Source organism: Nonomuraea composti (assembly GCF_012034275.1).
In the GTDB taxonomy this organism is placed as follows: domain Bacteria; phylum Actinomycetota; class Actinomycetes; order Streptosporangiales; family Streptosporangiaceae; genus Nonomuraea; species Nonomuraea composti.
Genome location: NZ_JAATEP010000037.1, coordinates 83,355 through 107,522 on the forward strand (window position 1 = coordinate 83,355; position 24,168 = coordinate 107,522).

Genomic DNA, 24,168 nt, shown 5'->3' on the forward strand with positions numbered 1-24,168 from the left:
CTCGCCCCCGTAAGGGCTTTTGGCACGATATTTCATGCTTTTCGTCAAGAGCATGCCAAGTCGGGCGGCATTCTGTCCCGTATGCGTATTCGGAAGGCTTTTCTGGCCGCCATGGCAGGCGCACTTGCCCTGGTCACAGGGCTGACCGCGCCCGCGCATGCCGGCGTCACCACCGCCCCGGCCGCCGCCCCCGACGCGCCCGCCGTTCACGGCCGGGCCGCCTATTTGCTGGACGCCTCGTCGGGCGAGACCCTGCTCGACAAGGACGGCACCGAACGGATGCCGATCGCCAGCCTCACCAAGACCATGACCGCGTACGTCGTCCTCCAGACCGCCAGGCCCACGGACGTGGTGCGGATCTCGGCCGACGACGTGGCGTACGCGGAGGACGGCGGCGGCACCACCGCCGACCTGCGCCCCGGCGACCGCCTCACGGTCGGCGAGCTGCTGTACGGCCTGATGCTGCCCTCTGGCGCCGACGCCGCCCACGCGCTCGCCCGCGCGTACGGGCCGGGCGTGCGCGGCTTCGTCGCCAGGATGAACGCCACCGCGCGCGCCCTCGGCATGAACGACACCCACTACGTCAACGCCGACGGCCTGCCCACTCCCGGCGGCGACGGCTACTCCACCGCCCGGGACCAGGCGGTCCTCGCCGCCAAGGCGCTGCGCGTACCGCTCATCAAGGAAGTGGCCGGCACCCAGCGGCACCACCTGGACGCCACCCGCGAGCACCGCTCCTACTCCTGGCGCAACACCAACCGCCTGCTCGGCACGCCCGGGGCGATCGGCCTGAAGACCGGCTTCACGCGGGCCGCCGGGTACTGCCTGGCGTTCGCCGGCGAGTCGGACGGGCGGATGCTGGTCGGCATCCTCCTGGACGAGTCCGTCTCCAGCCGCCGCTTCAGCACGGCCGAGGCCCTGCTCTCATGGGGCTCCGCCCGCCAGTCCGCCTGACTGCCACCAGCACACCGGAGCCCCGCCACCGTGGAGCGCCCATCCCGGCCCGGCCCGTGGAACTCCCTTGACCACCCCGTCCCCCTCGCCAGGGCATGGCATGGACCGTGGTGATCCCTTGGGCTAGTTTGCCCGACATGAAGCTTCGAATCGCGTTAGGTGCGCTGTCAGCGGCCCTCGTGCTCACCGCCGCCCCGCTCCCCGCCCACGCCGGAACACCGCAGCTCGGATGGGACCTCAAGGAGACGGGAGTGACGGCCCGCCTGCGCGGCCTGTCCCCCGTCAGCCGGAACGTGGTCTGGGCCTCGGGCTCCGGCGGAACCGTGCTGAGGACCACCGACGCGGGACGTACCTGGCAGAACGTCTCCCCGCCCGACACGGCCGCGCTCCAGTTCCGCGACATCGAGGCGTTCGACGCGTACCGGGCCGTGGCCCTGTCCATCGGCGAGGGCACCGACTCCCGCGTCTACCGCACCGAGGACGGGGGCCGCACCTGGGCGGAGACGTTCAGGAACGACGAGCCGCGTGCCTTCTACGACTGCGTGGCCTTCTTCGACCGCCGCCACGGGCTGGCGATGAGCGACCCGGTGGACGGCCGCTTCCGCATCCTGTCCACGGACGACGGCGGACGGACCTGGCAGGTGCTGCCACCGGACGGCATGCCGCCGGCCCTGCCGGGCGAGGCCGGGTTCGCGGCGAGCGGCCAGTGCCTGGTGACGTCCGGCGGCCGTGACGCCTGGCTGGCCACCGGCGGGGCCGAACGATCCCGCGTCTTCCACTCCCGAGACCGCGGCCGCACGTGGACCGTCACCGACACGCCCATCCCCGCCGGCGACCCGGCCCGCGGCGTTTTCGGCCTCGCCTTCCGCGACCCCCACCACGGGATCGCCGTCGGCGGCGACTACCGCCCCGACCAGCAGTCCTCCAACGCCGGCGCCACCACCCGCGACGGCGGCACCACGTGGCGCCCCTCCTCCGCTCCTCCGCCCGCCTACCGCTCAGGCGTCGCCTGGCTCCCCCATCTTCCCCACGCCGCCGTCGCCGTCGGCCCGTCCGGCAGCGACGTGACGTACTCGGGCGGCCGCACTTGGACCACCTTCGACACCGGCTCCTTCGACACGATCGCCTGCACCCCCGACCTCTCCTGCTGGGCTTCCGGCGACCAGGGCCGCCTCGCCCGGCTCACCCTCAAGTAACCTCTCACGGCATGGAGCCCGCACGCCCGACCTGAACGGCCCAGGACGGGCCGTGCGGCCGCCCCTCCAGGACGGGATCGGCCCGGTCAGCCCCACGCTTGGGCGACGAGCGGCTGGGACGGCGACAGCGAGGCACGAGCGGGCCCGGCGCCGTGGACGTGCGAGGGCGATGCGACAGCGCGACCGGCGAGCAGCACCGCGTGGGCGCGGCACGACCAGCGCGATGGGCGAGCAGGGCGACGGGCGAGCGGCGCGGCGGTGCGGTGCGAAAGAGGGGTGGTGGTGGGGTTAGCGGACGTCGTGGGGGCGGAACTGGATGCTGATGCGGGGGCCCGACGGGCGGCTGGTCTTGGGGATGGCGTGTTCCCAGGTGCGCTGGCAGCTGCCGCCCATCACGATCAGATCCCCGTGCCCCAGGTCGTGGCGGAGTGAGGGGCCGCCTCCGCGGGGGCGGAGCAGGAGGGAGCGGGGGCTGCCGACCGAGATGATGGCGACCATGGTGTCTTCGGCGCTGCCGCGTCCGATCGTGTCGCCGTGCCAGGCCACGCTGTCGCGGCCGTCGCGGTAGAAGCAGAGGCCGGCCGTGCGGAACGGCTCGCCCAGCTCCTCGCCGTAGTGGGCGTCGAGGGCGCGCCGGGCGTCGTCGAGGAGCGGGTCGGGCAGCGGCTCGCCCTCGTCGTAGAACTTCAGGAGGCGGGGCACGTCGACGACCTTGTCGTACATGCGGCGCCGCTCGGCCCGCCACGGCACGCGCTCGGCGAGCCGCTCGAACAGGGTGTCGGCGCCGGTGAGCCAGCCAGGCCGCAGGTCGATCCAGGCGCCGTGGGCGAGGTGGGTGCGGCGGACGGTGCCGCCGAGCGGCCCGAGGCCGAGCTCCTCGTCGAGGGCGAGCAAAGATGCTTGGAACGCGGCTGTCATGGTGTCGAGTGTATGCGATACTTCAAACACGCATTCGATTTGCGGGAAGCGACTTTTTCGATCGACAGGTCGTGCCAGTCTGGTGGGCACCGGATATGAGTGGCGTCGCCCCTCGGCCCGCACCGGAGGTGAAGAGGCCACCCACCGCTTCGTCACGCGAAGGAGCAGGCCATGCTCACCACGCACTACCTTCCGGGATCCCCCTGCTGGGTCGACGTCAGCACGCCCGACCTGGAGGCGTCGACGTCGTTCTACACCCGGCTGTTCGGGTGGGGCTCCGTCTCGCTGGGGCCCGAGCACCGGCACTACCGTTTCTGCCAGGTCGACGGCCGGACGGTCGCCGGCATCAGGCCGCAGACGCCGGCCGGGGGCGCCGCGTCCTGGCTCACGTACTTCCAGGTGCTCGACGCCGACTCCGTCGCGAAGGCGATCGAGCAGGCGGGCGGCACGGTCGTGGCCGCCCCGTACGACATCGAGGGGCAGGGGCGGATGGCCGTGTTCGCGGACCCGGCCGGGGCGTCGTTCGCGGTCTGGCAGCCCGGCGCGACGAAGGGCCTCGGGCTGGTCACCGACGCGGGCTCGCTGGGGTGGGTCGAGCTGTACGTGCCGGATCCCGTCGGCATCCGTGCCTTCTACCGGTCGGTGTTCGGGTGGCGCATCGAGGATCTTCCGATGGGCGACGTGTCGTACCCGGTGATCTCGCCCGCGGAGGGCGACGAGTCGTCGGCGGCGGCCGGCATCGCCCAGCTCCAGGCGGGTGACCAGCCGCACTGGCTGCCGTACTTCGAGGTGCCCGACTGCGACGGCACGGTGGCGCAGGCGCAGCGGCTGGGCGCGGCGACGCAGGCTCCGGCGATGACCACGGAAGGGGTGGGGCGGATGGCGTTCCTGGCCGATCCGTTCGGCGCCAGGTTCGCGGTGATCACCAGCAGCGTCTGAAGGGTCGGCGCTGATCGGCAGCACCGCGGGGAGGGCCGGCGCCAATCCACAGGGCCGCTCGCAGAGTGCCGGTCGGCCTGCGCGCACGCAGTTCGCGCAGGCCGACCCTTCCCCGTGCAGGCGATTGCCCAGCTCAGGGGCCTGGCGCGGGTACTCATTCCCTCCAGGGCGCCCTGCTAACGCGCGGGCCACACCGCCCTCCTGTAACGTCATGCTCGTGTTAGCCCGTTACATGGCCGGAGCGGTGGTGGCCCGCACCGGGGATGAGATGTCCGGGCCCGCCCTGCTCGTCACGGGGCTGGCCATCACCGGGTCGCCCCTGCTGGCGTCGTCGGTGCTGGCGGGGCTGACCGTGTCGGCCGCCGTCGGGGGGCCGCTGCTCGGGGTGCTGCTCGACCGGACGCGGCGGCCTGGCCGGGTGCTGGGGTGGTGCCTGGCCGGGTACGCGGGGCGCGGCCGATGCCGAGTCAGCCGCCGCAGGCCGCGAAGACGAACGAGTCGGGTAGCACCGTGTACCGGTCCCTGACCCGCACGGCACCCGTCTCCGTGTCGATCTGCACGATCGTCATCCGGGTGGTGCCGGAGGCGTCGCTGGTCAGGTGGGCGGTGACCTGGTCGCCGGCGGTCCAGTCGAGCATCTGGAGGTCGCCGGCGGGCAGCTTGACGCGCTTGCGGCCGGCGATCTGGTCGCCGTCCGCGTCGTACGTCACCAACTCGGCCTTGGAGCCGGTCACCAGGCTCGCGACGGTGCGGCCGTCGCCGGCCAGGGCCTGCGGCACGTTGGAGACGATGACCTGGGGCGGGGTGGCCCGCCGCAGCTCCTCGCCGGTGTCGCTGTAGACGACCAGCTCGGTGACGTTCTCGGCGCCGGTGGTCGTGGTGAGGACTTCGCCGCCGTCGCCGCTGAAGCCGAGCACGGTCAGCTCGGCGGGCAGGGTGCCGAGCAGGTCGCCGGTCCGCGTGTCGAAGACGCGCGTCCCGGCCGGTTTCTCGCCGCCGACGACCGCGGCGAGGCGGGCGCCGTCGTCGGACAGCAGCAGCGTCACCTCGTACTGCGCCACCTTGGGCAGCGCGCCGGCGGCGAGCCGCTGGACGCCGCCGCCGAGCGTGCGCACGGCGAGGCGGCCCTGCTTGGTGAAGTACGCGACGTGCCGCCCGTTCCCGCTGACCGCGATGGGGGCGGGGGTGTAGCGGTTGGAGGTGCCGTCGGCCTCCTTGGCGACGCCCTGCGCGTCGGGCAGCGTGGCGCGGCGGCCGTCGTGCATGACGAGCCGCCAGTCGCCGCAGGCACGCTGGCCGCCGCCCTTGACGGGGCACGCCTTGATGGAGGCGTACCGGATGGAGTCGTCGTGCGCCGCGTGCGCGGGCGCCGGCCAGGCGAGGGCCGAGGCGACGGCCAGAGCCGTGAGGATCCTGGTGCGCATGCCGGTCACTCCCCCGCCGCGGCGAACGCGTAGTTCTCGCCGATCTTGTACTGGTCGTCGTGCTCGATCCGGCCGGTGCCGGGATCGACGGTGAGCACCCGTACCACCGCCGAGTTCCCCGTGCTCGCGGTCCTGGTGTAGGTGGCCCTGAGCAGGTCGCCGTCCCACCAGGCGCTCGACGGCTCGAAGTGCGGGCCGGCCGGCACGTCCACGCCCTCGGACAACTCCCCTGTCGCCAGGTCGTAGGTGCGGATCCGCGCCGGTTCCTTCCGCTCCGCGTCGCCCTGGACGAGCGCGGCCACCGTGGTGCCGTCCGCGGCCAGGGCCCAGGCGCCGGCGTTCGCGACGACCTGGGGCGGTGTGCGCCTGGTGGCGCCGCCGCCGGGGCGCAGGGCGTACAGGGTGGTGGTGTTGTCGCTCGCCAGCCGTGTCGCCAGCACCTCGTCCCCGTCGGCGCTGAGGCCGAGCACCCCGTACGCGGCCGGCACCGTGACGGTCTCGCCCGTGGCGACGGTGATGACCTTGGACGGCAGGCGGTCGTCGGCGTCGTAGTAGTCGATCAGCACGCGCTCGCCCGACGGCGACAGCCTGACGGCCATCTCGTCGCTACCGATCCCCTTGGGCCGGGCGTCCTCGGGCAGCACCTTGGCGGGGCCGCCACTGACGGGCCGGACGACCAGCCGGTGGTCGCGGGCGCGTTCGTAGAGCAGGACGCGGCCGTCGCCGCTGACGGCGAACGTGCTCGCGAGGTGCGCCTCGCGCCCCTTGCCGGTCACGCCGCGGGTGGCGGCGCCGGGCACGGTGGCCTGGCCGCCGTCGCGCAGGCGCAGCCGCCAGGCGCCGCAGGGGTCGGTGTCCTGGCGTTTCTTGTCGTAGCAGCTCTTGATCCAGGCGACCCGGGCGGCCGGTGGCGCGGCGCGCGCGTACGCCGGGGTGGTGAGCCCGAGAGTGCCGATGACCGCGGGCGCGAGCAGCGCGGCGATCATTGAGGAGTGCCTCATGGCTGTGGTCCTTTCCGCTCACCTCCTTTGACCCGGACGAGGCGGGGCGGGTTGGTCACAACTCGGACTCGCGGCTTCAGAGCGGACGGCGGCCGGCGAAGCCGAGCTCGGTGCGGTGGTACCAGCCCAGCTCCCGCTCCCCCTCGATCCAGCACAGCCGCACGGAGGCGCCGTCGAGCAGCGAGGGGAAGTCGACGAGCACCGGCGCGATGCCCTTGACCTCGATGCCCTGCTCGCTCCACCCGCTGAGGATCTCCTCGATCCTGGCCTGCAGCCCTTTCAGCTCGGGCAGGCCGCCCAGCTCGGACCGGCCGCCGGTGCGCCGCTCGAAGTCGATCTCGGCCAGGTCGGCGCGGGCCGCGATGAGCTCCGCGGCGTCCCGCATGACGGCGGGGAGCAGCGCGCGGGCCTCGTCGAGGGTGAAGATCCGCTCCATGGGCTTACGTTAGCGGTTCGGCTCGTAGGCGTGGATGAGCAGCCGCTCGGCGTGGTCGAGGTAGTCGTCGAGGTAGGCGGCGGCCTCCTCGGGCCGCCCCGACTCGATGAGCCCGACCAGGATGCGGTTGCGTTCGAGGAACGGCTCGTGGAAGGCCCGCGGGTTCTCCATGACGTGGAAGACGAGGCGCAGCTCGGCGAGGAGCTGGCGCATGGTCTCGTCGATCCTGGGGCTCTCGTTGAGGGAGACGAGCGCCTGGTGGAAGCGGATGTTGGCGGTGCCGACGGCCTGCCAGTCGTCGCCGGCGGCGGCCCGCCGGGCGTCGGCCACCGCCTCCTTGATCACGGCCAGCGCCTCTTCGGACGGCTTGCGCCGCACGGCCGCGCCTTCCAGCACCCGCCGTACGCGGTAGAGGTCGAGGACGTCCTCGACGGACGGCAGCCGCACGAACACCCCGCGGTTGAGCCGGTGGTCGAGCAGCCGCTCGTGCCCGAGCAGCCGGAACGCCTCGCGCAGCGTGTTGCGGGACACGCCGAGCGCCTCGGAGATGGACTCCTCCGACAGCCGCTGGCCGGGCTGGAAGAAGCCTTCGCTGATGCGGTCGCGCAGGATGTCGGCCACCCGCTCGGCGGTGCTGCTGCGTCCCAGTCGGGGGCGGTCCTGGGAGAGATCAGCGACCACGTTATCCACATTTGACAGCGAATCATGGAGCAAACCTCTTGTCGAATTGTTCAACGATCCTTACGTTGATAACAGCCCCCCTCGAAACTCAAGGAGCGATCGGATGTCAGGCCCCACGCAACAGACGCGGCGGGTGATCCTCGCCAGCCTGATCGGCACCTCGCTGGAGTGGTACGACTTCTTCCTCTACACCACCGCGGCGACCCTGGTCTTCCCCAAGCTGTTCTTCCCGTCACTCGACCCGTTCAGCGCGACCCTGGCCTCGCTGACCACCAACGCCGTGGCGTTCGTGGCCAGGCCGCTCGGCGGCGTGGTGTTCGGGCACTTCGGCGACCGGGTGGGCCGCAAGACCGTGCTGGTCGTGACGCTGCTGGTGATGGGCGTCTCGACGTTCCTCATCGGCGTGCTGCCCGGCTACGCCGCCGTGGGCGTGCTGGCCCCGATCCTGCTCGCGCTGCTGCGGTTCGTGCAGGGGCTCGGGCTCGGCGGCGAGTGGGGCGGCGCGGTGATCATGTCGCTGGAGCACGGCGACGGGCGCCGGCGCGGCTTCAACGCGAGCTGGCCGCAGGTCGGCGTGCCCGCCGGCTACGTGCTCGCCACCGGCCTGCTGACGATCATGAACGTCACCATGTCCGACGCGGCGTTCCTGTCGTGGGGCTGGCGGATACCGTTCCTGCTGTCCGGGGCGCTGGTGTTCGTGGGCCTCTGGGTGCGGCTGCGGATCACCGAGTCGCCGCTGTTCGCCGAGGTCGAGCAGCAGGGCGCCAAGGCGAAGATGCCGCTGGTGGAGGTGCTGCGCACGCATCCGCGGGCCCTGCTGTCGGCCTTCACCGCCCGCATCGGGGTGGACGTCGCCTTCTACACCTTCACCGCGTACATCATCGTCTACATCACCGGCGAGCTGGGGCTGCCGCGCTCGTACGCGCTGAACGCCGTGCTCATCGGCTCGGCGCTGCAGCTCGCGCTGATCCCCCTGGCCGGCGCGCTGTCCGACCGGTACGGGCGGCGCCCCGTCTACCTCGTCGGCGTGGTCGGCGCGGCGGTGTGGGTGTTCGCGTTCTTCCCGCTGCTCGACACCAAGTCGTTCCCGCTGATCGCGCTGGCCGCCGTGGTGGCGCTGGTCACCCACGCCGCCATGTACGGGCCGCAGGCCGCGTTCATCGCCGAGCTGTTCAGCACGCGGCTGCGCTACAGCGGCGCCTCGATGGGCTACCAGGTCGCCGGCATCGTCGGCGGCGCGCTGGCGCCGGTCATCGCGCTGCAGCTCTTCGAGTCGTTCCAGTCCACGCTCGCCGTGTCGATCTACGTCGTGGTCGCGCTGGCGGTCACCGCCCTGGGCCTGGCCATCGCGCCGGAGACCAGGGACCTCGACCTGGCCGAGCCGCCCAGGTCCAAGGCGCCGCAGGTGGGGCCGTTCGCCTGAGCCCTGCCCGGCGCGAGGGAACGCCGCGAAAGGCGCGGGCGGCGGCTGCCACCGCCGCCCGCGCGGAAAGGGTCCGCATGAGAACAGCACTGGCCGTCATCGCCGCGCTCCTCGCGATCCCGCTGGTCATCGGGGTCGTCGGGGGCATGGAGAGCACGGGCGGCGGCGAGGTGGCCGTCGTACGCGACGGCGGGCCGCTCGACGACAACAAGGTCCGCCAGGTGATCGATCCCGGTTCGGGCCTGACGTGGACCGGTATGTGGTCCTCCGTCCACCTCTATCCGGCGCAGCAGCGCTTCTACACGATCACCGCCGACGCCAAGCGCGCCACGAACCTCGGCGTGGACGTGGTGACGGTGCCCAGCAGCGACGGCGTGAACCTGGGCATCGAGGGCACCCTCTACTTCACGCTCAACCTGGACCACGAGACGCTGAAGACGTTCGACGACCGGTACGGCACCCGCACCTTCCGCACCCAGGCCGACACCGCGCTCTACCCGTGGGACGGCGACGAGGGCTGGGCCGCGTTCTTCGGCCAGGCCGTCCGCCCCGTGATCGACAACGCGCTGCGCGGCCAGATCGGCGCCATGCGCTGCGCGGAGCTGGTGCCCTCCTGCTCGCTGCTGGAGAGCTCCGCGCTCAAGCCGCAGGACAGCAACGCCAACATCGCCAAGGTGCAGGACGCGGTGAACGCCTCGCTGGCCCGGGACCTGCCCGCCACGCTCGGCGGCAGCTTCCTGACCGGCCTGCGGTTCACGCTGGCGAAGGTGACGTTGCCCGCCGACGTGCAGAAGGCCGTGGACCGCTCGCTGTCGGCCGCCGCCGCGGTCTCGGAGGCCGAGGCGAAGGTGGCGCAGGCCAAGGCCGAGGCGGAGGCGAACCGGGCCCGACAGGACGGCTACGACAAATGCCCCGCCTGCGCGGAGATCGAGAAGCTGAGGTCACTGCCGCAGGGCATCACCGTGTACGCCCCCGGCAACCCCCAGTCGGTGGTCATACCGGCCAGGTAGAGGCCAGGTAGGGGCCAGGTAGGGGTTCGTGACGGAATCGCCATCGATTCCCAGAACAAGCAGCCGCGAAACGGCATAAACTGCGCGCCTGTGAGCCTGCCTGTACGTGAACGTTCCCCTCGGCCGGGCGGCGGTCGCCACCGCCGTCCCGTGCCCACGTCCTTGCCGCCCGACGCCCCCGTGCTCGTGCTCGCCACCCCCGGCGGCACCGCCGGCGTGGCCGAGGAGATCGCCGCTGTGGTACGCGTCGACAACCCGCAGATCGAGGTGCGTCTGACGAGCGTCACCGACCTGGCAGACTCCCTGCCCGCCGGCCGCGACGCCGTCGTCGTCCCCCTGCTCACGTGGGAAGATCCCGCCGTCATGGCGGAGATCGGCAAGGCCGTCGCGGCCGCCGGCTCCGGCGCCGTCGTGACCGAGGCGCTCGGGCCGCACCCGCTGCTGGCCGAGGCCCTGCACATCCGGCTGGCCGAGCGCGGCCTGGCCAGGGCCGACCGCGTCCGCCTGCTGAACGTCTCCAGCCCCGTGGACGCCGTCATCCTCGCCACCGTCGGCGGCGAGCGCGCGGTGCACGCGCTTCAGGCCACCGCGGTGCTGCTCGCCTCCCGGCTCACGCTGCCGGTCGTCGCCGCGTCGCTGGACAGCGAGCCAGGCGTGCCCATCGCCGCCCAGCGGCTGCGCGCCGCGGGCGCCGAACGGCTGGCCATCGCACCCTGCCTGATCGGCCACGAGGCGCCCGCCGGCATCGTCGAGCAGGCCGCCGCCGCGATCAACGCCGGCCACGCCCAGCCGCTCGGCGCGCACAGCGCCGTCGCCGAACTTGTCGCCCGAGCTTACGGCAGTCAACTCGCCACTTGACAAGGGCTTGTAAAGATCACCGGACTCGCGTTACCTTCTCCGCATGCGCCGTGTGGTCTGCAATGGCGAGCGACTCGGCCTCCGTGACGTCACGGAGGCCGACGTGACCGCCCTGCACACCATCTACAGCCACCCCGCCGCCGTCCAGCACGCCCCCTTCGCCCCGCGCAGCCTCCAGGAGGTCACCGGCCTCGTCGAGGAGGCCATGGAGGCCGCCGCCGCCGAGCCGCGCCGCCTCTACGTCCTGGCCGTCGTCGACGCCGGCCGCCGCGACGTGATCGGGGTGGCCAGGCTCCGCATCGAGGCCGACCTGCCGCACAGCGCCGAGATCGGGTTCGGGTTACACCCCGACCAGTGGGGGCGCGGCATCGGCACCGACCTCGTACGCCTGCTGCTGTCGTTCGGGTTCAAGCAGCTCGGGCTGCACCGCATCTGGGGCGCCCGCTCCCCCGCCAACCTGCCCGCCCAGCTCGCCATGCTGACGGCCGGGATGGTCGAGGAGGGCCGCATCCGGCACCACCTGCACACGCCGAACGGGTGGCGCGACTCGATCGTGCACTCCGCGATCGAAGGCGAGTGGACCGAGCGTTAGCTCGTCCAGTTTTTGAGGACGCGGGTCGCGACCTGCGACGGAAGGCCGTCGGAGCCGTCCACGACGAAGTCCTCCACCCGCGCCACCTCCAGGATCGACGCCAGCTCCCCCGACCTCTTCAGATGCCAGTCCAGCCCCTCGGGGTCGAACGCGTGGCGGGCCTCCAGCCGGCGCCGCACCTCCGGCAGCTCCACCTGCAGCCGGCACACTCTCAGAGGAACGCCGAGCGCCTCCTCGTACGCGTCGCGCTCGGCCCGGCTCTCGACGACACCCGCCAGCACCAGCCGCTCGGCGCCCGCCTCCCGGTAGTTCGCCGCCACCGGGCGGAGGTTGCGCAGGGTCAGCTCGCCGTGGAACGGGTCGGACGGGGGCGACGGCCAGGCTCGGCGGAGCCAGTCGACGTCGATGACCGCGTTCGGCACCTGGCGTCCGGCCAGCAGGTCGCCCACGGCGTCCGCCACGGACGTCTTGCCCGACCCCACCGTGCCTGTGATCAGGAGAGCTTTCGGCATTTTCGCGATCATACTTCTCGCGACCGCCCTTTTCGCGACCGCCCTTTTCGTGATCGCCCTTTTCGTGATCGCCCTTTTTGGGATCGCCCTTTTCCGCGATCACACCGGTCGCGCGTGAGTCGCCGCGCGGGGATTGTCGGTGCGGCATCCTACGATGAGGCTCCTCACGGAGGGATAGTCACATGCTCGACTCGCTGATCGTGCCCTTGTTCGTCACCACGGACCTGCCGCCGGAGGCGGAGCTGGCCGAGTTCGGGGAGTTGCTCGCCGAGACGACCCGCGTGCTCGGCCGCGACGAGCCCGGCTACGAGGCGTTCCTTGCGGGCAAGGTGTTCTGGCTCGACCGTCCCGTGCTGCCCGAGCAGCTCCCTCCGGCCGAGGGCGAGCTGCGCTTCGCCGGCATGCTCGGCTACCTCGCCGCCTCCGGCGCCGGGCACACGACGCGCGAGGTGGTCGGCGACGTGCGGCGGGCGATCGGGGCCGCCATCACGTCACGGTACGGCGACGTGGGGGTGGCGCCCGCCGTGTTCGCCATCCGCGACCAGGACGTACGCGAGCGCACCCCCGAGAACGCCCTCTACGTGGACACGCGTGATGCGGCGGCCGAGCTGGTGAGCGCGACCAGGTCCTACCTCTAGCCCCGGCCCGGCCCTTCCAGGAGGCCGATCGGGACGTACGAGGCCCACAGGTCCGGCTCGGCGGAGCCGTAGAGGTCGCGCAGGGCGAGCACGGCGGCACGCAAGGCGGTCGCCGGGGTGGCGCCTGCGCTGAGGCGGGTGTGCAGGTCGTGGACGAGGGCCCGGGTGATCTCGGGCGAGACCGGCCAGAGGGTGAGCAGGGCGGCGCGGACGCCCGCGTGCAGCAGCGCGTACGAGAGCGCGGCCATGCCGTCGGAGGACGCTTCGGGGGGCGTCGGGGCGGGGTCTTGGGCGGTGATGAGGGCCAGGTTCGCGGTCACGTTCATGGTCATGAGGCGGCGGGCCGTGAGCAGGCCGTCGGCCAGGCGCAGTCCGGAGGCGAACGGGTCGGCGTGGTCGTACACGGCCGGGCAGGCCAGGTGGAGCACGTCCCAGAAGCCCTGAAGCCGGGCTGAGGTGGCCTCGTGCGCCAGGTGAAGTGCGGCGCCGCCTGTGCTGCCTATGGTGCCTGCGGTGTCTGTGGTGCCGCCGCTGAGCAGGGTGGCCGCCTCGCGGGCCTCGGCCTCCACCGCAGGGCGCGCGGCCGGATCGGTCGTGTGGCCGAGCACCAGCGAGCCCACACCCGGCCTGGCCGGGCGGTGGATGGCGTGGGCCAGGGCGGTGGCGAAGGGGGCGTAGGCCACTGGGAACCGCTCGATCAGCAGGTGCCCTGACGGGGACAGGGCGTGGAGGGGCAGCCCGCGAAGTGCCGGGTGCGGGATCAGGTGCAGCAGCTCGATGCCGTTGCCCAAGACATCCAGCACTTCGGAGAGGAGCAGGTCGGCCAGGCGGCGCCACACGTCCGCGCGATGGCGGCGGGCCTCGATGTCGAGCAGGCCGGGCCTGCGGCCGTGCAACGTGCGGCGGAACTCCTCCAGGAGGACGCGCTCGACGAGGGTGGGGAAGGCACGCGGCTCGGGCCAGCCGGTGCGATGCGCCAGCACCGTCACCGTGCCTTCGCCCGGCGCGGTGCCCTCTCCCAGGTGAAACCCGATCAGCGCCCGCGCCCCTCGTGCGGCACGGTCGTCGAAGCGGTCGTCGGAGCGGTCGTCGGGGACGCTGACCAGGGCGTCGAGCTGCGCCCTGGTGGGTGGCTTGCGCCTGCGCAGGGCCACGAGGGCGGCGGCGTGCGGCTCCAGGCGATGCCAGAGGGCCTCCAGGTCCGTTTGGGCGGCACGGGCCCGGCGGATGATGGACGCGGCTCGGTCGGGGTCAGGGGTGTTACGGGCGATCATCAGAAGGGTCCGGACCGTCTCCAGGGCGCGCCGCTCGGCCTCCACGAGGTCATCGAGGTCCGTGACGTGGGCGGCCAGGGTGAGGTCCTCGGGCTTGTCACCGTGAGCAGGCTCGCTGCGATGCTCGGGCTTGTCACGATCGGCGGGCCCGCTACGGTGCTCAGGCATGTCACCGTCGGCGAGCTCGCTGCGGTGCCTTCGCTGGGGCGCGGGTGAAGGTCGCTGGGCGGGGGGCTCGGGGGTCAGGGCGGCGAGTTTGGCCTGTTCGGCGTGGGCCCAGGCCGTCATGGCCAGGTTCAGGCGTACCGCCAGCCGGATGGCGCGGTCGCGAGCGGCCTCGCGGCCCAGGGCGCAGGCGCGTTCCGCGTCGGCGAGGGCGGCGGGCAGGTCGCCCAGCCCTTCCTCGGCGATCGAGCGGTGGTGGTAGGCGGTGGCGAGCTCCTGATCGTGGCCCAGGTCGGACAGCAGGTCGATGGCTCTGGTGAGGCGCCGGCGGGCTCGTTCGTAGGAGATGGTCGCGAGGGCGAGGTCGGGCGCGCCCGGGTGAGGCGTGGCAGGGGCGGGCGTGGCGAGGTCGGGCGCAGTGCGGTCGGTGACGCCGGGGGCGGGCGTGGCGGGTGCGGGGAGGTCGAGGGAGGCGAGGTGGCGCAGGGCGATGGCCTCTGCCGCTGGGAAGCCGATGTGCTGGGCCAGGGCGAGGGCTTCCTCCAGCCGTTGCGGGGCTCCGAGGCGGGCGAGGGACAGCAGGGCCAGGACGGTGCCGCGACCGTGGCCGTTGGCGCGTTCGAGCTCCAGGGCGCGTTCGGCCAGGGGGATGGCTGTGGCGGGCTCGCCGCGTAGCTCGTGGACCAGGCTGAGGCCGGCGTAGGCGGGGGCGAGGCCGGTGCGCGGGCCCAGCTCCTCGCCGAGCGCGATGGCCTTGCGGAAGCGGGCGGCGGCCTCGTTCAGCTCGCCCAGCTTGAGGTGGAGGTCGGCGCGGCCGGACAGGAGCGGAACCCGGAGCGCCCGCCAGACCGGAGCCTCGACGAGGGCCAGCCCCTCCTCGTACGCCCGCGCGGCCTCCTCGCAGCGGCCGAGGTCCGTCAGGGCGGCTCCCAGCAGGGCGAGGGACTGGACGAGTGGGGCGGGCAGCGCGGAGTCCGCGTCACGGGCCAGCTCCACCGCCTCGGTCAGGTGCCCGGCCGCTTCCTCGGCCCGTCCCATGGCGGTGGTCGCCGCGCCGAGATTGCCCAGATGCTCGGCGACGCGCTCGTCTTGGAGCTCACACCCGCGTGTGGCGTAGTGGTGGGCGGCGGTCAGGTCGCCGAGTTCGCGACAGTAGCGGGAAAGCTTCCCCAGGAGGTAGGACCGCTCTTGGGCATCGGGGCCGGAAGGCTCAAGGGACTGGGGGTCGGCGGTCTGCCGGCTCCCCACCTCCGGGTTGAGGGGCTGCGGGGCGAGGGACTGCGGGCTTCCGGACACCGAGCCGAGGGACTGCGGCTCGAGCGGCCGCGAGCCTTCGGGCTCCTGGCCGAGGGGACCGGCCGGGTCCGGGGCGAGGGATTCCTCGGCCAGCGCCCGGGCGGTGGGGAGGTCGCCGGAAGCTTCGGCCTGCTCCAGGCGTAGCCGGAGTTCCAGGCGCTCCAGAGCCGCGCCGGCCTGGCGTCCCCCGGCGCGGAGGGTGGTGACCGCCTGGGCGAGGGTGGCGCGCCCGTGGGTGAGGTCGCCGAGCGTGAGCTGGATGGCGGCCAGACGGGACAGGGTCTCGGCGTCCAGGCCGTCCGCCATGGCGGCGACGACCTCGAACGGCGCCTCAGGACGGCGGAGGTCCGAGGCGACGGCGGGGGCCGGAGTCGAGGGCGGGGTGGTGATCGGAGTGGGGGCGGGGGGTGGGGTGAGGGTGGAGAGGCCGGACTCCAGGTGGGCGCGGGCTTGGCGGAGTTCTCCGCTGGACTCCAGGGCGAGGCCCAGTTTGATCGCGGCGAGGGCTGTCAGGTGGGCGTGGCCGCTCGTGCGGAAGCAGGTCAGTGCCGATTCCAGGGCGGTCACCTGCGTGCGGACGTCTCCTTCGCGGGCGGCGAGGGCGGCGAGGCGGTCGTGGGTGACGGCTTGCTTCAGGGGGTCGGCGGCGGCGAGGCCGAGGGCGGAGGAGAGCCGGTCCCGGGCCTGCCGGGGCTCGCCCAGCCGGACGTGGGCCGCGGCGCGGCCGAGGGTGGCCGTGAAGAGGGCGTCTAGGTCGCCTTCCGCGGCGGCCAGGTCGGAGGCGCGGTCCAGGTCGGCCAGGGCGTCGTCGGCGCGGTCCAGCGCGGTCAGGCAGGAGGCGCCCATGACCAGCGCCATCGCCTCCTTGGACGGTGCCCGCAGGCCCGCGAACGCCTCCGCCGCCGCCGCGAACGCCTCCAGCGCGCGCTCCGGCTCACCCTCCGTGTACGCCAGCACGCCCAGGTTGTAGCGCACCGACGCGGCACCGTCGTGGTGGCCCAGCGACTCGTATTCGCGGCCGGCCAGCTCGAACGCCATCCTCGCCCCGTCGGTGTCGCCACGGGTGCGGCGGCGCTGGCCTATGCGGTACCACTCGTCGGCGGGCTCACGGCGCCGGCCCCTTCGCCGGACGATCTCGACGAGCCTGGTCTCGCAGGCGGCCGCGTGGCCGTGATGGCCTCGGGTGGCCAGCGTGACGGCGTGCTGGTCGAGCGCCCGGCACGCCTCCTCCCACTCCCCCGCCGCCTCCAGCTCGATGGCGCACGCGGCCATGCGTTCGTTCGCCGCGGTGAGGTCGTCCTCGTCGATGGCGGCCTTGGCTGCCGGTACGAGGGCCAGCGCGGCGGCCCGCCTGTCGCCTGCGGCCCGGTACAGCTCCCGGGCCCTGGACGCGCACGTGACGGCGGCCTGTGGGTCGTTCAGTGCCAGGTACGCCTCGGCCGCGTGCACCTGCTGGGCTGCCTCCTCGGCCGGCAGTCCGGCGGCCTCGCACTGGGCGGCGGCACGCAGGTACAGCTCGACGGCTCCTTCCGGGTTGCCGGTGTGGAGGTGGATGCGGGCCATGTTGCCGAGCTGGAGCGCCTCCGAGCGGGTGTCGGCGAGGGAGCGGTACAGGGTGGCCGCGCGTTCGTAGGCGGAGAGGGCACGCTGGTACTCGTCCAGGGCGGCGGGGGTGGTGGAGGCGGGGGTGGTGGCGAGGTCTTCGTGGATGGCTGCCTGGGTGGACAGGGCGAAGGCGGCTCTGGGCAAGGAGCCTGATGACTCGAAGGCGCGTACCGCGCGGTCCAGGACCCGAACGGCGGTGCGGGGGCGGCCCGAGGTGGCCAGTCGTCGCGCTGCCTCCAGGAGGGACTCGGCGGGGTTCTCCGTGCCGCGTTCGGCGAGTTCCAGCAGGTTGAGGGTCGTCTGCTCGTCCGGCAGGCGCAGTGCCAGGGCGGTCGCGGCCCGGGACAGGTGCTCGTCCACGGTGGGCGGGGGGTCGAGGGCGGACAGCAGGGCCGCGTCGCCGTCCCCGGCCAGGGTCAGGGCCTCGGTCAGGTCGCGGGGGTCGTGTTGTGCGGCGTAGCGGGTCAGTAGTGCTTCGCACAGCTTTCGTTGGGCGGGTGCCGTCTGGGGTGGGGCGGACTTGAGGGCCAGCTCGACTGCCTGGCGGGCGGCCAGGACGGCCTCGCGCAGGTCCTCCGTGCGCAGGTCCTCCGTGCGCAGGTCCTCCGTGCGCTGGTCGGTGTGCGTCAGTTCGCTTGCGCGGCGGCACAGGAGTTCCGACATCAGGCCGTATGCCTCGATGCGGAAGCTGGGGGGCTGGTCGGATGTCAGGGCCTCGCGTAACGCGGTGACGGCCTCGTCGGTCGTCTCCGGGGTGAGGGCGAGCCGTAGTGCCCTGGCGAGCAGCAGGAGTGTGCCGGGTCGGCCCGGGTGTTCGGGGTCGTGGGCGGCCAGGGCGGTGCGGGCGGCGGCGATGGGTTCGGCGGGGTCGCCGCCGGTGATGACGGCTCTCCTGAGCAGGGCGTGGGCCAGGGTGGTCAGGAGGCTGGCGCGATCGGGGGGACCGGCGGAAGCGTCCCCGGCCAGGTCGGGCGCGGACCCCGTTCGGGCCGGGTGGGTGGTGGAGGGTGGGTGGTCTCGGGTGAGGGTGAGGGTGGGGCGGGTGGCCTGGTGGAGGGCTTGTATGGCGTCGTCGAGGTCCGCGAGGGCGCCGGTGGTGAGGTAGCGGTGCCAGCGGCGGTCGGCGAGCAGGCCGAGGCGGACGGCGGGGTCGGTGGCGAGGCCGCGAGTGGTCTCGTCGGGGGCCACGTGCAGGGCTTCGAGCATTTCGGTGGCGGCGTCGAGTGAGCGGTCGTCGCCCGTCACGACGTACCAGTCGATGAGGCCGGACGCGTACGGTGCCACGACGCCCGGGTGGGCCCACTGCTCGTGCCAGAAGTCCAGGGCACACTGGCCGGCCCTGATGAACGCCAGAAGGTCGTCGTCCGCGTACGTGGTGGCGGCCCGGGTCTGGGTGAGGTCCACGAGGGTCAGGAGTGCCTGTGATCTTTCGTGGCTCGCTGGTGGGGTCTCCGCGGCCGACAGGTAGGCCCGTATCAGGTCCTCGTCGCCGGGGGACGCGGCGGCGAGGGCTGCTGCCAGGTCGCCCGTGTGGGCCGGGTCGCCGAGGGCGGCTCGGAGCAGGACGTGTACCGCGTCGAGGGCCGTGCCGCGTTCGCCTGTCGCGGTGTGCAGGCGCACCAGTGCGTTGCCGACGGGGGCGAGGGCGCCGGGTGCCCAAGAAGGGTCGGTGGAGCGCATGGATTCCTGGAGGAGCAGCCGGGTCAGCCGTTCGCAGACGTCCGGGTCGGGGGGTGTGACGGCGCGGCGGACGAGGGCGTGGACGAGCAGCCCGACGTGCCGGTACGCGGCCGGGTCCACGTGCCCCAGCACCTCTTCGAGCAGCCCGGCCCAGGTGCCGGCCGAGTCGCCGGGCGGGACGCGGGAGCCGCGCAGCTTCTCGGGCAGCCGGCCCGGGTCGAGCACGGCGACGGCGGCGAAGAAGGCGCCCGCCACGGCGGCGTCCCGGGCGGTGCGCGGGTCGAGACGGTAGCGGGCCAGGTGCAGGATGCCGATCTGCCGCCAGGTGGCCGCGTCGGACCGGTCGCCCGCGCACGCCCGCATCGCCTGCTCGGCTTCGGACAGCGCCGCCGGATCCCAGATCAGCTCGGGATCGGCGGCCTGCTCGAACCGCGCGATGCGGGCGGCCAGCGCCGCGGCCGGTTCGGTCATGGGCACAGGCTCAGGCTCTCACCGGCGTGCGCCCGCGTACAGGACCGTCACTGAGGGTGTCGGCCCCCGGGACCGGTCAAGGCGTCGGCTCCGCGGAGGGGTCAGGGGGTCGGTTCCGCGGAGAGGTCAGTTCCGCGGAGGGATCAGGGGGTCAGGGGGTCAGTTCCAGGAAGGACACGGCCGGCATGGGGAGGTCGAACGTCAGGGTGAGGGTCGGTCCCGTGACGGTGGTGGGTGGGGTGAGGCGGTCGAGGCCGTCGGCTCGCCGCAGTGTCTCCCACTGGTCGCCGGTCGGCCAGTCGCCGCCGCCCATCGCCTGCCAGACCGCCTCCACGTTGGTGTGGGTGGCGTCGATGCGGTGGTGGGTGAGCGTGTACGTGCCGCGGTCCAGCCCTTCGACGGTGAGGTCGATCACGCGCGCCAGCTCGGGAGCCCCGGCGGCCTGGGCGCTGTTGAGGGTGCCGTTCCAGATGAGGATGCCGACCCGGCCGTCACCGTGCTTGGCCGCCCATGCCTCAACTCCGGCGAGGTCCCCACTCACGTCGCTGACCACCTCCGCCTCCCCCAGCCGCTGGGCCAGCGAGAGGGCGTGGAAGCGGGGTTTGCGCAGGTTGCCGACGGTGAGCAGGCCGAAGCCGCCGTGGAAGAGCCGGGGCGGCCGGCCCAGCTCCTCGAAGTGGTCGGACACCACCCAGTGCGACAGCGCGTCGATCCTGCCCGCCGCGGACTTCATGCCGTGCAGCACGAACGCCGCCCCGAAGGGCCCGTCGCCGATGCCGTGGAAGTGGGTGGGGGTGGGGCCCCATTCGGTCCACCAGATGGGCACGTCCCGCCCGTACGCGGACAGGACGGGACGCCAGTCGAGCGGCGCGTTGCCGTAGGTGTGGGTGGAGACGAAGTCGAGCGCGGCGCCGGACCGGGCGACGTGGGCGAGCAGGTCCTCGACCCAGCCGTTGGCGGCGGAGGCGGGCCCGCCGACGCGCAGATCGGGGTGCACGTCGCGGACGGCGGCGGCGGTGACGTCGTAGAGCAGGAAGTACTCCTCGCGGGTGCCGGACCAGAAGACGTCGAGGTTGGGCTCGTTCCAGACCTCGAAGGCCCAGCGGTCGATCAGGTCGCGCAGGCCGTAGCGGGCGGCGAGGTGCTCGACGAGGGCGCGGACGAGGTCGCCCCACGCCTCGAAGTCCTTGGGCGGCGAGATGATCGCCTCGTACTGGAAGACGGTCCTGGACGGGTCGGCGGCCAGGTCGCGGGGCATGAAGCCGAGCTCGACGACGGGCCGCAGGCCGAGCGCGACGACGCGGTCGTAGACGGCGTCGAGGCGGGTGAAGTCGTAGGGCTCGCCGTGCCGGTAGACGCCGAGGTCGTCGCCGAGGACGGCGTGCGCGCGCACGGCCTTGACGCCCAGCTGCTCGCGGGCGAGGCGCAGCGCCGCGGCCAGCTCCTCGCCGATGGGCCGGCCGCCGGTCCGGTCGGTGCTGAGCAGGTGGGACAGGTGCTCGGAGCCGATCATGGGCGTCCAGGGCCGCGGCAGCTCGCGGGTGACCCGGCCCGCGTCCATCCGCACGGGGACGGTGGTCCCGGCGCGGGCGGGCAGCGGCGCGGCCTCGACGGGCGCGCTGAAGGGGCCCTGGCGGGGGCAGAGGGCGGCGACCGTGTAGGTGGCGAACCCGTGGCCGGTGTCCACGAACCGGCAGGCGGGCACGGCGGGCACGTCCACCTCGGCGGGGACGGCGGGCGCGCCGTCGCGGTGGACGAGGTAGCCGATGGCGCCGGGCACGGGGTCCCAGGTGAGGGTGACGTGCCCGGCGCCGGGGACGGCGCGCAGGCCGGTGGGTGTCGCGATCATCCGGCCTGCCAATCCTCGAGCCGCAGCACCGGCCGCAGCTTGCCTTCGACGCCGGAGCCGGCGAAGTAGCGGTGCAGGGCGCCGCCGGCGAGGACGTTGCCGAGCGCGGCCATGGCCATGCCCTGGTCGAGCGCCAGGTACCACTTGGACACGACGCCGGTGCGGACGGCGATGGCGTCGTAGAAGCCGCCGGGCCCGTAGGCGTCGAAGTCGCGGCGCAGCTTGGCGAGGTTGTCGAGGGCGGCCTGCCTGGCGTACGGCAGGGCGAGGAAGCTGGCGTGCGGGGTGACGACGCCGTCCCCGTACGCCTGGGGCAGCGGCTTGGCGGGCCGGCAGCCCTCGTAGCCGGGGTCGACGCTGGTGCGTTCGCGGTCGGAGGGGTAGCCGGGCTCGTCCATGCCGAGCTGGTCCACGCCGTAGACGTTGTAGCCGCCGTGGGGGTCGTTGGACGGGGAGAAGCCCCAGTAGCCGTACTTCGCCTCGTTCAGGCCGTGCTCGATCTGGGCGCGGACGAACACCGGGTGGTTGCGGCCCCAGCTCCTGGGCGCCCACCTGGCCTCGGGGACGACGAGGTCGGGCATGAGGGCCTCGAACATGGAGCCGCCCCAGTTGGGGACGTAACGCAGGCCGCGGTATTCGTAGGTGCCCTCCCAGACGTTGACCCCCATGTACCGCTTCCAGGATCCGGTGGGCCGTTGCTCCTGCCAGCCGTAGTCGCAGCCGTTGTCGGGGAAGGTGCGGTAGGGGCCGAAGTAGCTCTCGGGCGGGAGCTGGCCGAGGGCGATGCCGACGTACTGGCCGATGCGGGTCTCGGCGGGGGCGCCGTAGTGGTGGCAGGTGGAGTAGACGGTGACGCCGGTGCCGGCGTAGTCGGTGGGCAGGTTGCAGTCCTGGGGCGGCGGTTCGGGCCAGAAGCCGCCGCGCAGCAGGCCGGTGCCGGCGTCGGGGCGGGCGGCCGGGTCGTAGTAGGCGGTGAAGTCCATGGAGGCCAGCAGGGCGTTGGCGGCCTTGGCGTGGGCGGGGATCGCGTTGCGGACCATCATGAGGGCGGTGGCCAGCCAGCCGTTGTCGACGCTGGAGGCGAACGGGTGGATGGGATCGCCGGAGTCGGGGAAGCTGCGGGCGAGCTGGAGGGTGGCGGGGTCGTACCAGTTGTAGAACTGGCCGGTGGGGGTGTTGCGTTCGAGGCGGGCCAGCGCGTCGAGCACCTTGCCGATCCTGGTGGTGGCGTCGCGTGGGGTGATCAGGCGCAGGTCGCGGGCGGTGAGGGTGCTCCACACGTACGTGGCGATGTTGGTGGGCGAGGTGATGCGGGCCCTGGTCTTCAGGTCGCCGGTGACCTTGTCGGCGGGCAGGCCGGTGGCGGGCTCGACCATGGCGGTCATGGAGCGCCAGGTGTCCTTGGCGTAGCGCCATAAGGTGTCGTCCGCGTTCATGGGAGTGGTCAGGGAGAGCACGAGCAGGCAGGACAGGACGCGCATGGGTGCTCCTCTACTTGAGGCCGGTGGTGGCGATGCCCTGGATGAAGAAGCGCTGCAGGAAGACGAACAGGAACAGGATCGGCGCGATGACCACGACCGACCCGGCGACCAGCAGGTTGTAGTGGGTGCCCTCGTTGCCGTTGAGGATGTTGAGCGCGACGGGCAGGGTGTACATGTCCTCGCTCTGGGCGACGACGGCCGGCCAGAGGAAGTTGTTCCACGAGCCGAGGAACGTGATGAGCCCGAGCGTGGCCAGCGCGGGCCCGCACAGCGGCAGGATGATGGTGAAGAAGACGCGGAACTCCCTGGCGCCGTCCACGCGGGCCGCGTCGATCAGCTCGTCCGGCAGGTCGGCGATGAACTGCCGCATCATGAACACGCCGAGCGGCGTCACCAGGGTCGGCAGGATGATCCCGATGAACGTGTTGACCATCCCGAGCCGGGCGATCAGCACGAACTGCGGCATCATCACGACGATCGCGGGGATGGCGAGCTGCACGAGCACGAGGCCGAAGGCGAGGTTCTTGCCGCGGAAGGAGAGCTTGGCGAAGGCGTATCCGGTCATGGAGCAGAACAGCAGGTTGGTGGCGACCAGCACGAGCGCGATGATCATGCTGTTGGCGAACGCGGTGCCGAGGTCCACCCGGCCGAACAGCTCGGCGAAGTTGCCGAGCGTCCACGTCTCGGGCCAGAACGTCGGCGGGTCGCGCCGGATCTCCCGCTCCGGCTTGAGCGAGCTGAGCGCCGTCCACAGGAACGGCCCGGCGACCAGCACCAGGCCCAGCGACAGGCCGAGGTGGACGACGAGGCGCTGGCGGCGGGTGGTTCTGGTCATCGTCTCCTCCCCAGCCTGAGCTGCAGGACGGCCAGCGCCACGATCACCGTGAACAGCACGGTCGAGGCGGCCCCGGCGTAGCCGTAGTTGCCGACGCCGAACTGGCCGAAGATGGCCAGCGAGGCCGACAGGGTGGCGTTCAGCGGCCCGCCCCTCGTCATGACCAGCGGCTCCTCCAGGAACTGCATGAAGCCGACCGAGCTGTAGACGGTGCAGAACAGCAGGACGGGCCGCAGCGAGGGCAGAGTGACGGCGTGGAAGCGGGCCCAGCGGCCGGCGCCGTCCACCGCCGCGGCCTCGTACAGCTCCTTCGGGATGCTCTGGAGCGCGGCCAGCAGCACGACCATGTCGAAGCCGAAGCTGCGCCAGGCCGTCATCACGATGATCGAGGGCAGCGCGGTGGCCTCGTCGTCCAGCCAGTTGGGGCCCTCGACGCCCACCAGGCCGAGCAGCCGGTTGACCAGCCCGGCCTCGGGCTCCAGCAGGAACTTCCAGGCCACGGCGACGCCGATGATGCTGGTGACGTTCGGCAGGTAGTAGCCGAGCCGGAAGAACGCGGCGGGCAGGCGGGCGATGCCGGAGTTGAGCAGCACGGCGGCGGCCAGGCCGAGCCCGATGGTCAGCGGCAGCGCCGTGAGCACGAACACGACGGTGTTGAGCGCGGCCCTGCGCATGGCGCCGTCGTTCATGAGGCGCAGGTAGTTCTCGACGCCGACCACGTCCACGGCGAGCGGGTCGGCCACGTCGGTGCTGCGCAGGTCGGTGAAGCTCATGCCGATGCCGACCAGCAGCGGCCCGAGGTAGAACACCGCGAACAGCACCACGAACGGCGCGATGAAGACCCAGCCGAGGCCCGACCGGCGCAGGACGCCCCTGACCTTGACGGGCGCGGGCGCGGGCGGCGCCTGTCTCGTCAGCACGGCCATGGCG

General features: G+C 72.9%; 19 protein-coding genes. 8 read left to right on the forward strand and 11 right to left on the reverse strand.

Annotated elements, in window-relative coordinates; all coding sequences use genetic code 11:
• The first annotated feature begins 111 nt into the window (after positions 1–111).
• The gene (locus HCN51_RS39075; RefSeq protein ID WP_240973713.1) at positions 112–954 is read left to right on the forward strand and encodes a D-alanyl-D-alanine carboxypeptidase family protein; all 843 of its coding nucleotides are present in this window, start codon (positions 112–114) and stop codon (positions 952–954) included.
• A gap of 137 nt (positions 955–1,091) precedes the next feature.
• On the forward strand, positions 1,092–2,150 hold the full coding sequence (locus HCN51_RS39080) for a WD40/YVTN/BNR-like repeat-containing protein (RefSeq protein WP_168017056.1): 1,059 nt from the start codon (positions 1,092–1,094) through the stop codon (positions 2,148–2,150).
• Positions 2,151–2,438: 288 nt separating this feature from the next.
• On the opposite strand, the gene HCN51_RS39085 is transcribed toward HCN51_RS39080, so the two are convergent.
• Positions 2,439–3,068: an alpha-ketoglutarate-dependent dioxygenase AlkB gene (locus HCN51_RS39085; protein WP_168017058.1), complete on the reverse strand. Its 630-nt coding sequence runs from the start codon at positions 3,066–3,068 to the stop codon at positions 2,439–2,441.
• 171 nt (positions 3,069–3,239) lie between these two features.
• On the opposite strand from HCN51_RS39085, the gene HCN51_RS39090 reads away from it, so the two are divergent.
• Entirely contained in the window at positions 3,240–4,007 is a 768-nt protein-coding gene (locus HCN51_RS39090; protein WP_168017060.1) for a VOC family protein, read from the forward strand.
• A 467-nt stretch (positions 4,008–4,474) separates the two neighbouring features.
• On the opposite strand, the gene HCN51_RS39095 is transcribed toward HCN51_RS39090, so the two are convergent.
• From HCN51_RS39095 to HCN51_RS39110, 4 genes are all read right to left on the reverse strand, one after another.
• Positions 4,475–5,431: a hypothetical protein gene (locus tag HCN51_RS39095; RefSeq protein ID WP_168017062.1), complete on the reverse strand. Its 957-nt coding sequence runs from the start codon at positions 5,429–5,431 to the stop codon at positions 4,475–4,477.
• 5 nt (positions 5,432–5,436) lie between these two features.
• Complete coding sequence (locus HCN51_RS39100) at positions 5,437–6,432, reverse strand: hypothetical protein (RefSeq protein ID WP_168017064.1); 996 nt, start codon at positions 6,430–6,432, stop codon at positions 5,437–5,439.
• Positions 6,433–6,508: 76 nt separating this feature from the next.
• Positions 6,509–6,868, reverse strand: a complete 360-nt coding sequence (locus HCN51_RS39105) for a DUF2203 domain-containing protein (protein WP_168017066.1) — start codon at positions 6,866–6,868, stop codon at positions 6,509–6,511.
• A 9-nt stretch (positions 6,869–6,877) separates the two neighbouring features.
• Complete coding sequence (locus HCN51_RS39110) at positions 6,878–7,549, reverse strand: GntR family transcriptional regulator (RefSeq protein ID WP_346433952.1); 672 nt, start codon at positions 7,547–7,549, stop codon at positions 6,878–6,880.
• 103 nt (positions 7,550–7,652) lie between these two features.
• Here HCN51_RS39110 and HCN51_RS39115 point away from each other — a divergent pair, with 103 nt between their 5' ends.
• The 4 genes from HCN51_RS39115 to HCN51_RS39130 all read left to right on the forward strand — a co-directional run bounded on the left by HCN51_RS39115 (position 7,653) and on the right by HCN51_RS39130 (position 11,432).
• Positions 7,653–8,972 carry an MFS transporter gene (locus tag HCN51_RS39115; protein WP_168017070.1) on the forward strand — a complete coding sequence of 440 codons (1,320 nt, stop codon included), beginning with the start codon at positions 7,653–7,655 and terminating at the stop codon, positions 8,970–8,972.
• Between the two features lie 77 nt (positions 8,973–9,049).
• Positions 9,050–9,982, forward strand: coding sequence for an SPFH domain-containing protein (locus HCN51_RS39120; protein WP_168017072.1), 933 nt, complete (start codon positions 9,050–9,052; stop codon positions 9,980–9,982).
• 150 nt (positions 9,983–10,132) lie between these two features.
• Positions 10,133–10,840 (forward strand): sirohydrochlorin chelatase, encoded by a 708-nt coding sequence (locus HCN51_RS39125; protein WP_346433953.1) that lies wholly within the window; start codon positions 10,133–10,135, stop codon positions 10,838–10,840.
• Positions 10,841–10,883: 43 nt separating this feature from the next.
• Entirely contained in the window at positions 10,884–11,432 is a 549-nt protein-coding gene (locus HCN51_RS39130) for a GNAT family N-acetyltransferase (RefSeq protein ID WP_080036803.1), read from the forward strand.
• On the opposite strand, the gene HCN51_RS39135 is transcribed toward HCN51_RS39130, so the two are convergent.
• Positions 11,429–11,944, reverse strand: a complete 516-nt coding sequence (locus tag HCN51_RS39135) for a P-loop nucleotide/nucleoside kinase family protein (RefSeq protein ID WP_168017074.1) — start codon at positions 11,942–11,944, stop codon at positions 11,429–11,431. The genes HCN51_RS39130 and HCN51_RS39135 overlap by 4 nt on opposite strands.
• A gap of 182 nt (positions 11,945–12,126) precedes the next feature.
• Between HCN51_RS39135 and HCN51_RS39140 the strand changes: the two genes are divergently transcribed.
• A complete protein-coding gene (locus HCN51_RS39140) occupies positions 12,127–12,582 on the forward strand; it encodes a hypothetical protein (protein ID WP_168017076.1) in 456 nt (151 codons plus the stop codon).
• Here HCN51_RS39140 and HCN51_RS39145 read toward each other — a convergent pair.
• From HCN51_RS39145 to HCN51_RS39165, 5 genes are all read right to left on the reverse strand, one after another.
• Positions 12,579–19,073, reverse strand: coding sequence for a CHAT domain-containing protein (locus HCN51_RS39145; protein ID WP_168017078.1), 6,495 nt, complete (start codon positions 19,071–19,073; stop codon positions 12,579–12,581). The two genes, HCN51_RS39140 and HCN51_RS39145, sit on opposite strands and share 4 nt — an antisense overlap.
• 151 nt (positions 19,074–19,224) lie before the next feature.
• Positions 19,225–20,922, reverse strand: a complete 1,698-nt coding sequence (locus HCN51_RS39150; protein WP_168017080.1) for a GH39 family glycosyl hydrolase — start codon at positions 20,920–20,922, stop codon at positions 19,225–19,227.
• A complete protein-coding gene (locus tag HCN51_RS39155; RefSeq protein ID WP_206068389.1) occupies positions 20,919–22,403 on the reverse strand; it encodes a glucoamylase family protein in 1,485 nt (494 codons plus the stop codon). Before HCN51_RS39155 ends, HCN51_RS39150 begins: the two co-directional genes overlap by 4 nt.
• A 10-nt stretch (positions 22,404–22,413) precedes the next feature.
• Complete coding sequence (locus HCN51_RS39160; protein ID WP_080036798.1) at positions 22,414–23,238, reverse strand: carbohydrate ABC transporter permease; 825 nt, start codon at positions 23,236–23,238, stop codon at positions 22,414–22,416.
• Positions 23,235–24,164: a carbohydrate ABC transporter permease gene (locus tag HCN51_RS39165; protein ID WP_168017082.1), complete on the reverse strand. Its 930-nt coding sequence runs from the start codon at positions 24,162–24,164 to the stop codon at positions 23,235–23,237. Before HCN51_RS39165 ends, HCN51_RS39160 begins: the two co-directional genes overlap by 4 nt.
• Between the last annotated feature and the right edge of the window lie 4 nt (positions 24,165–24,168).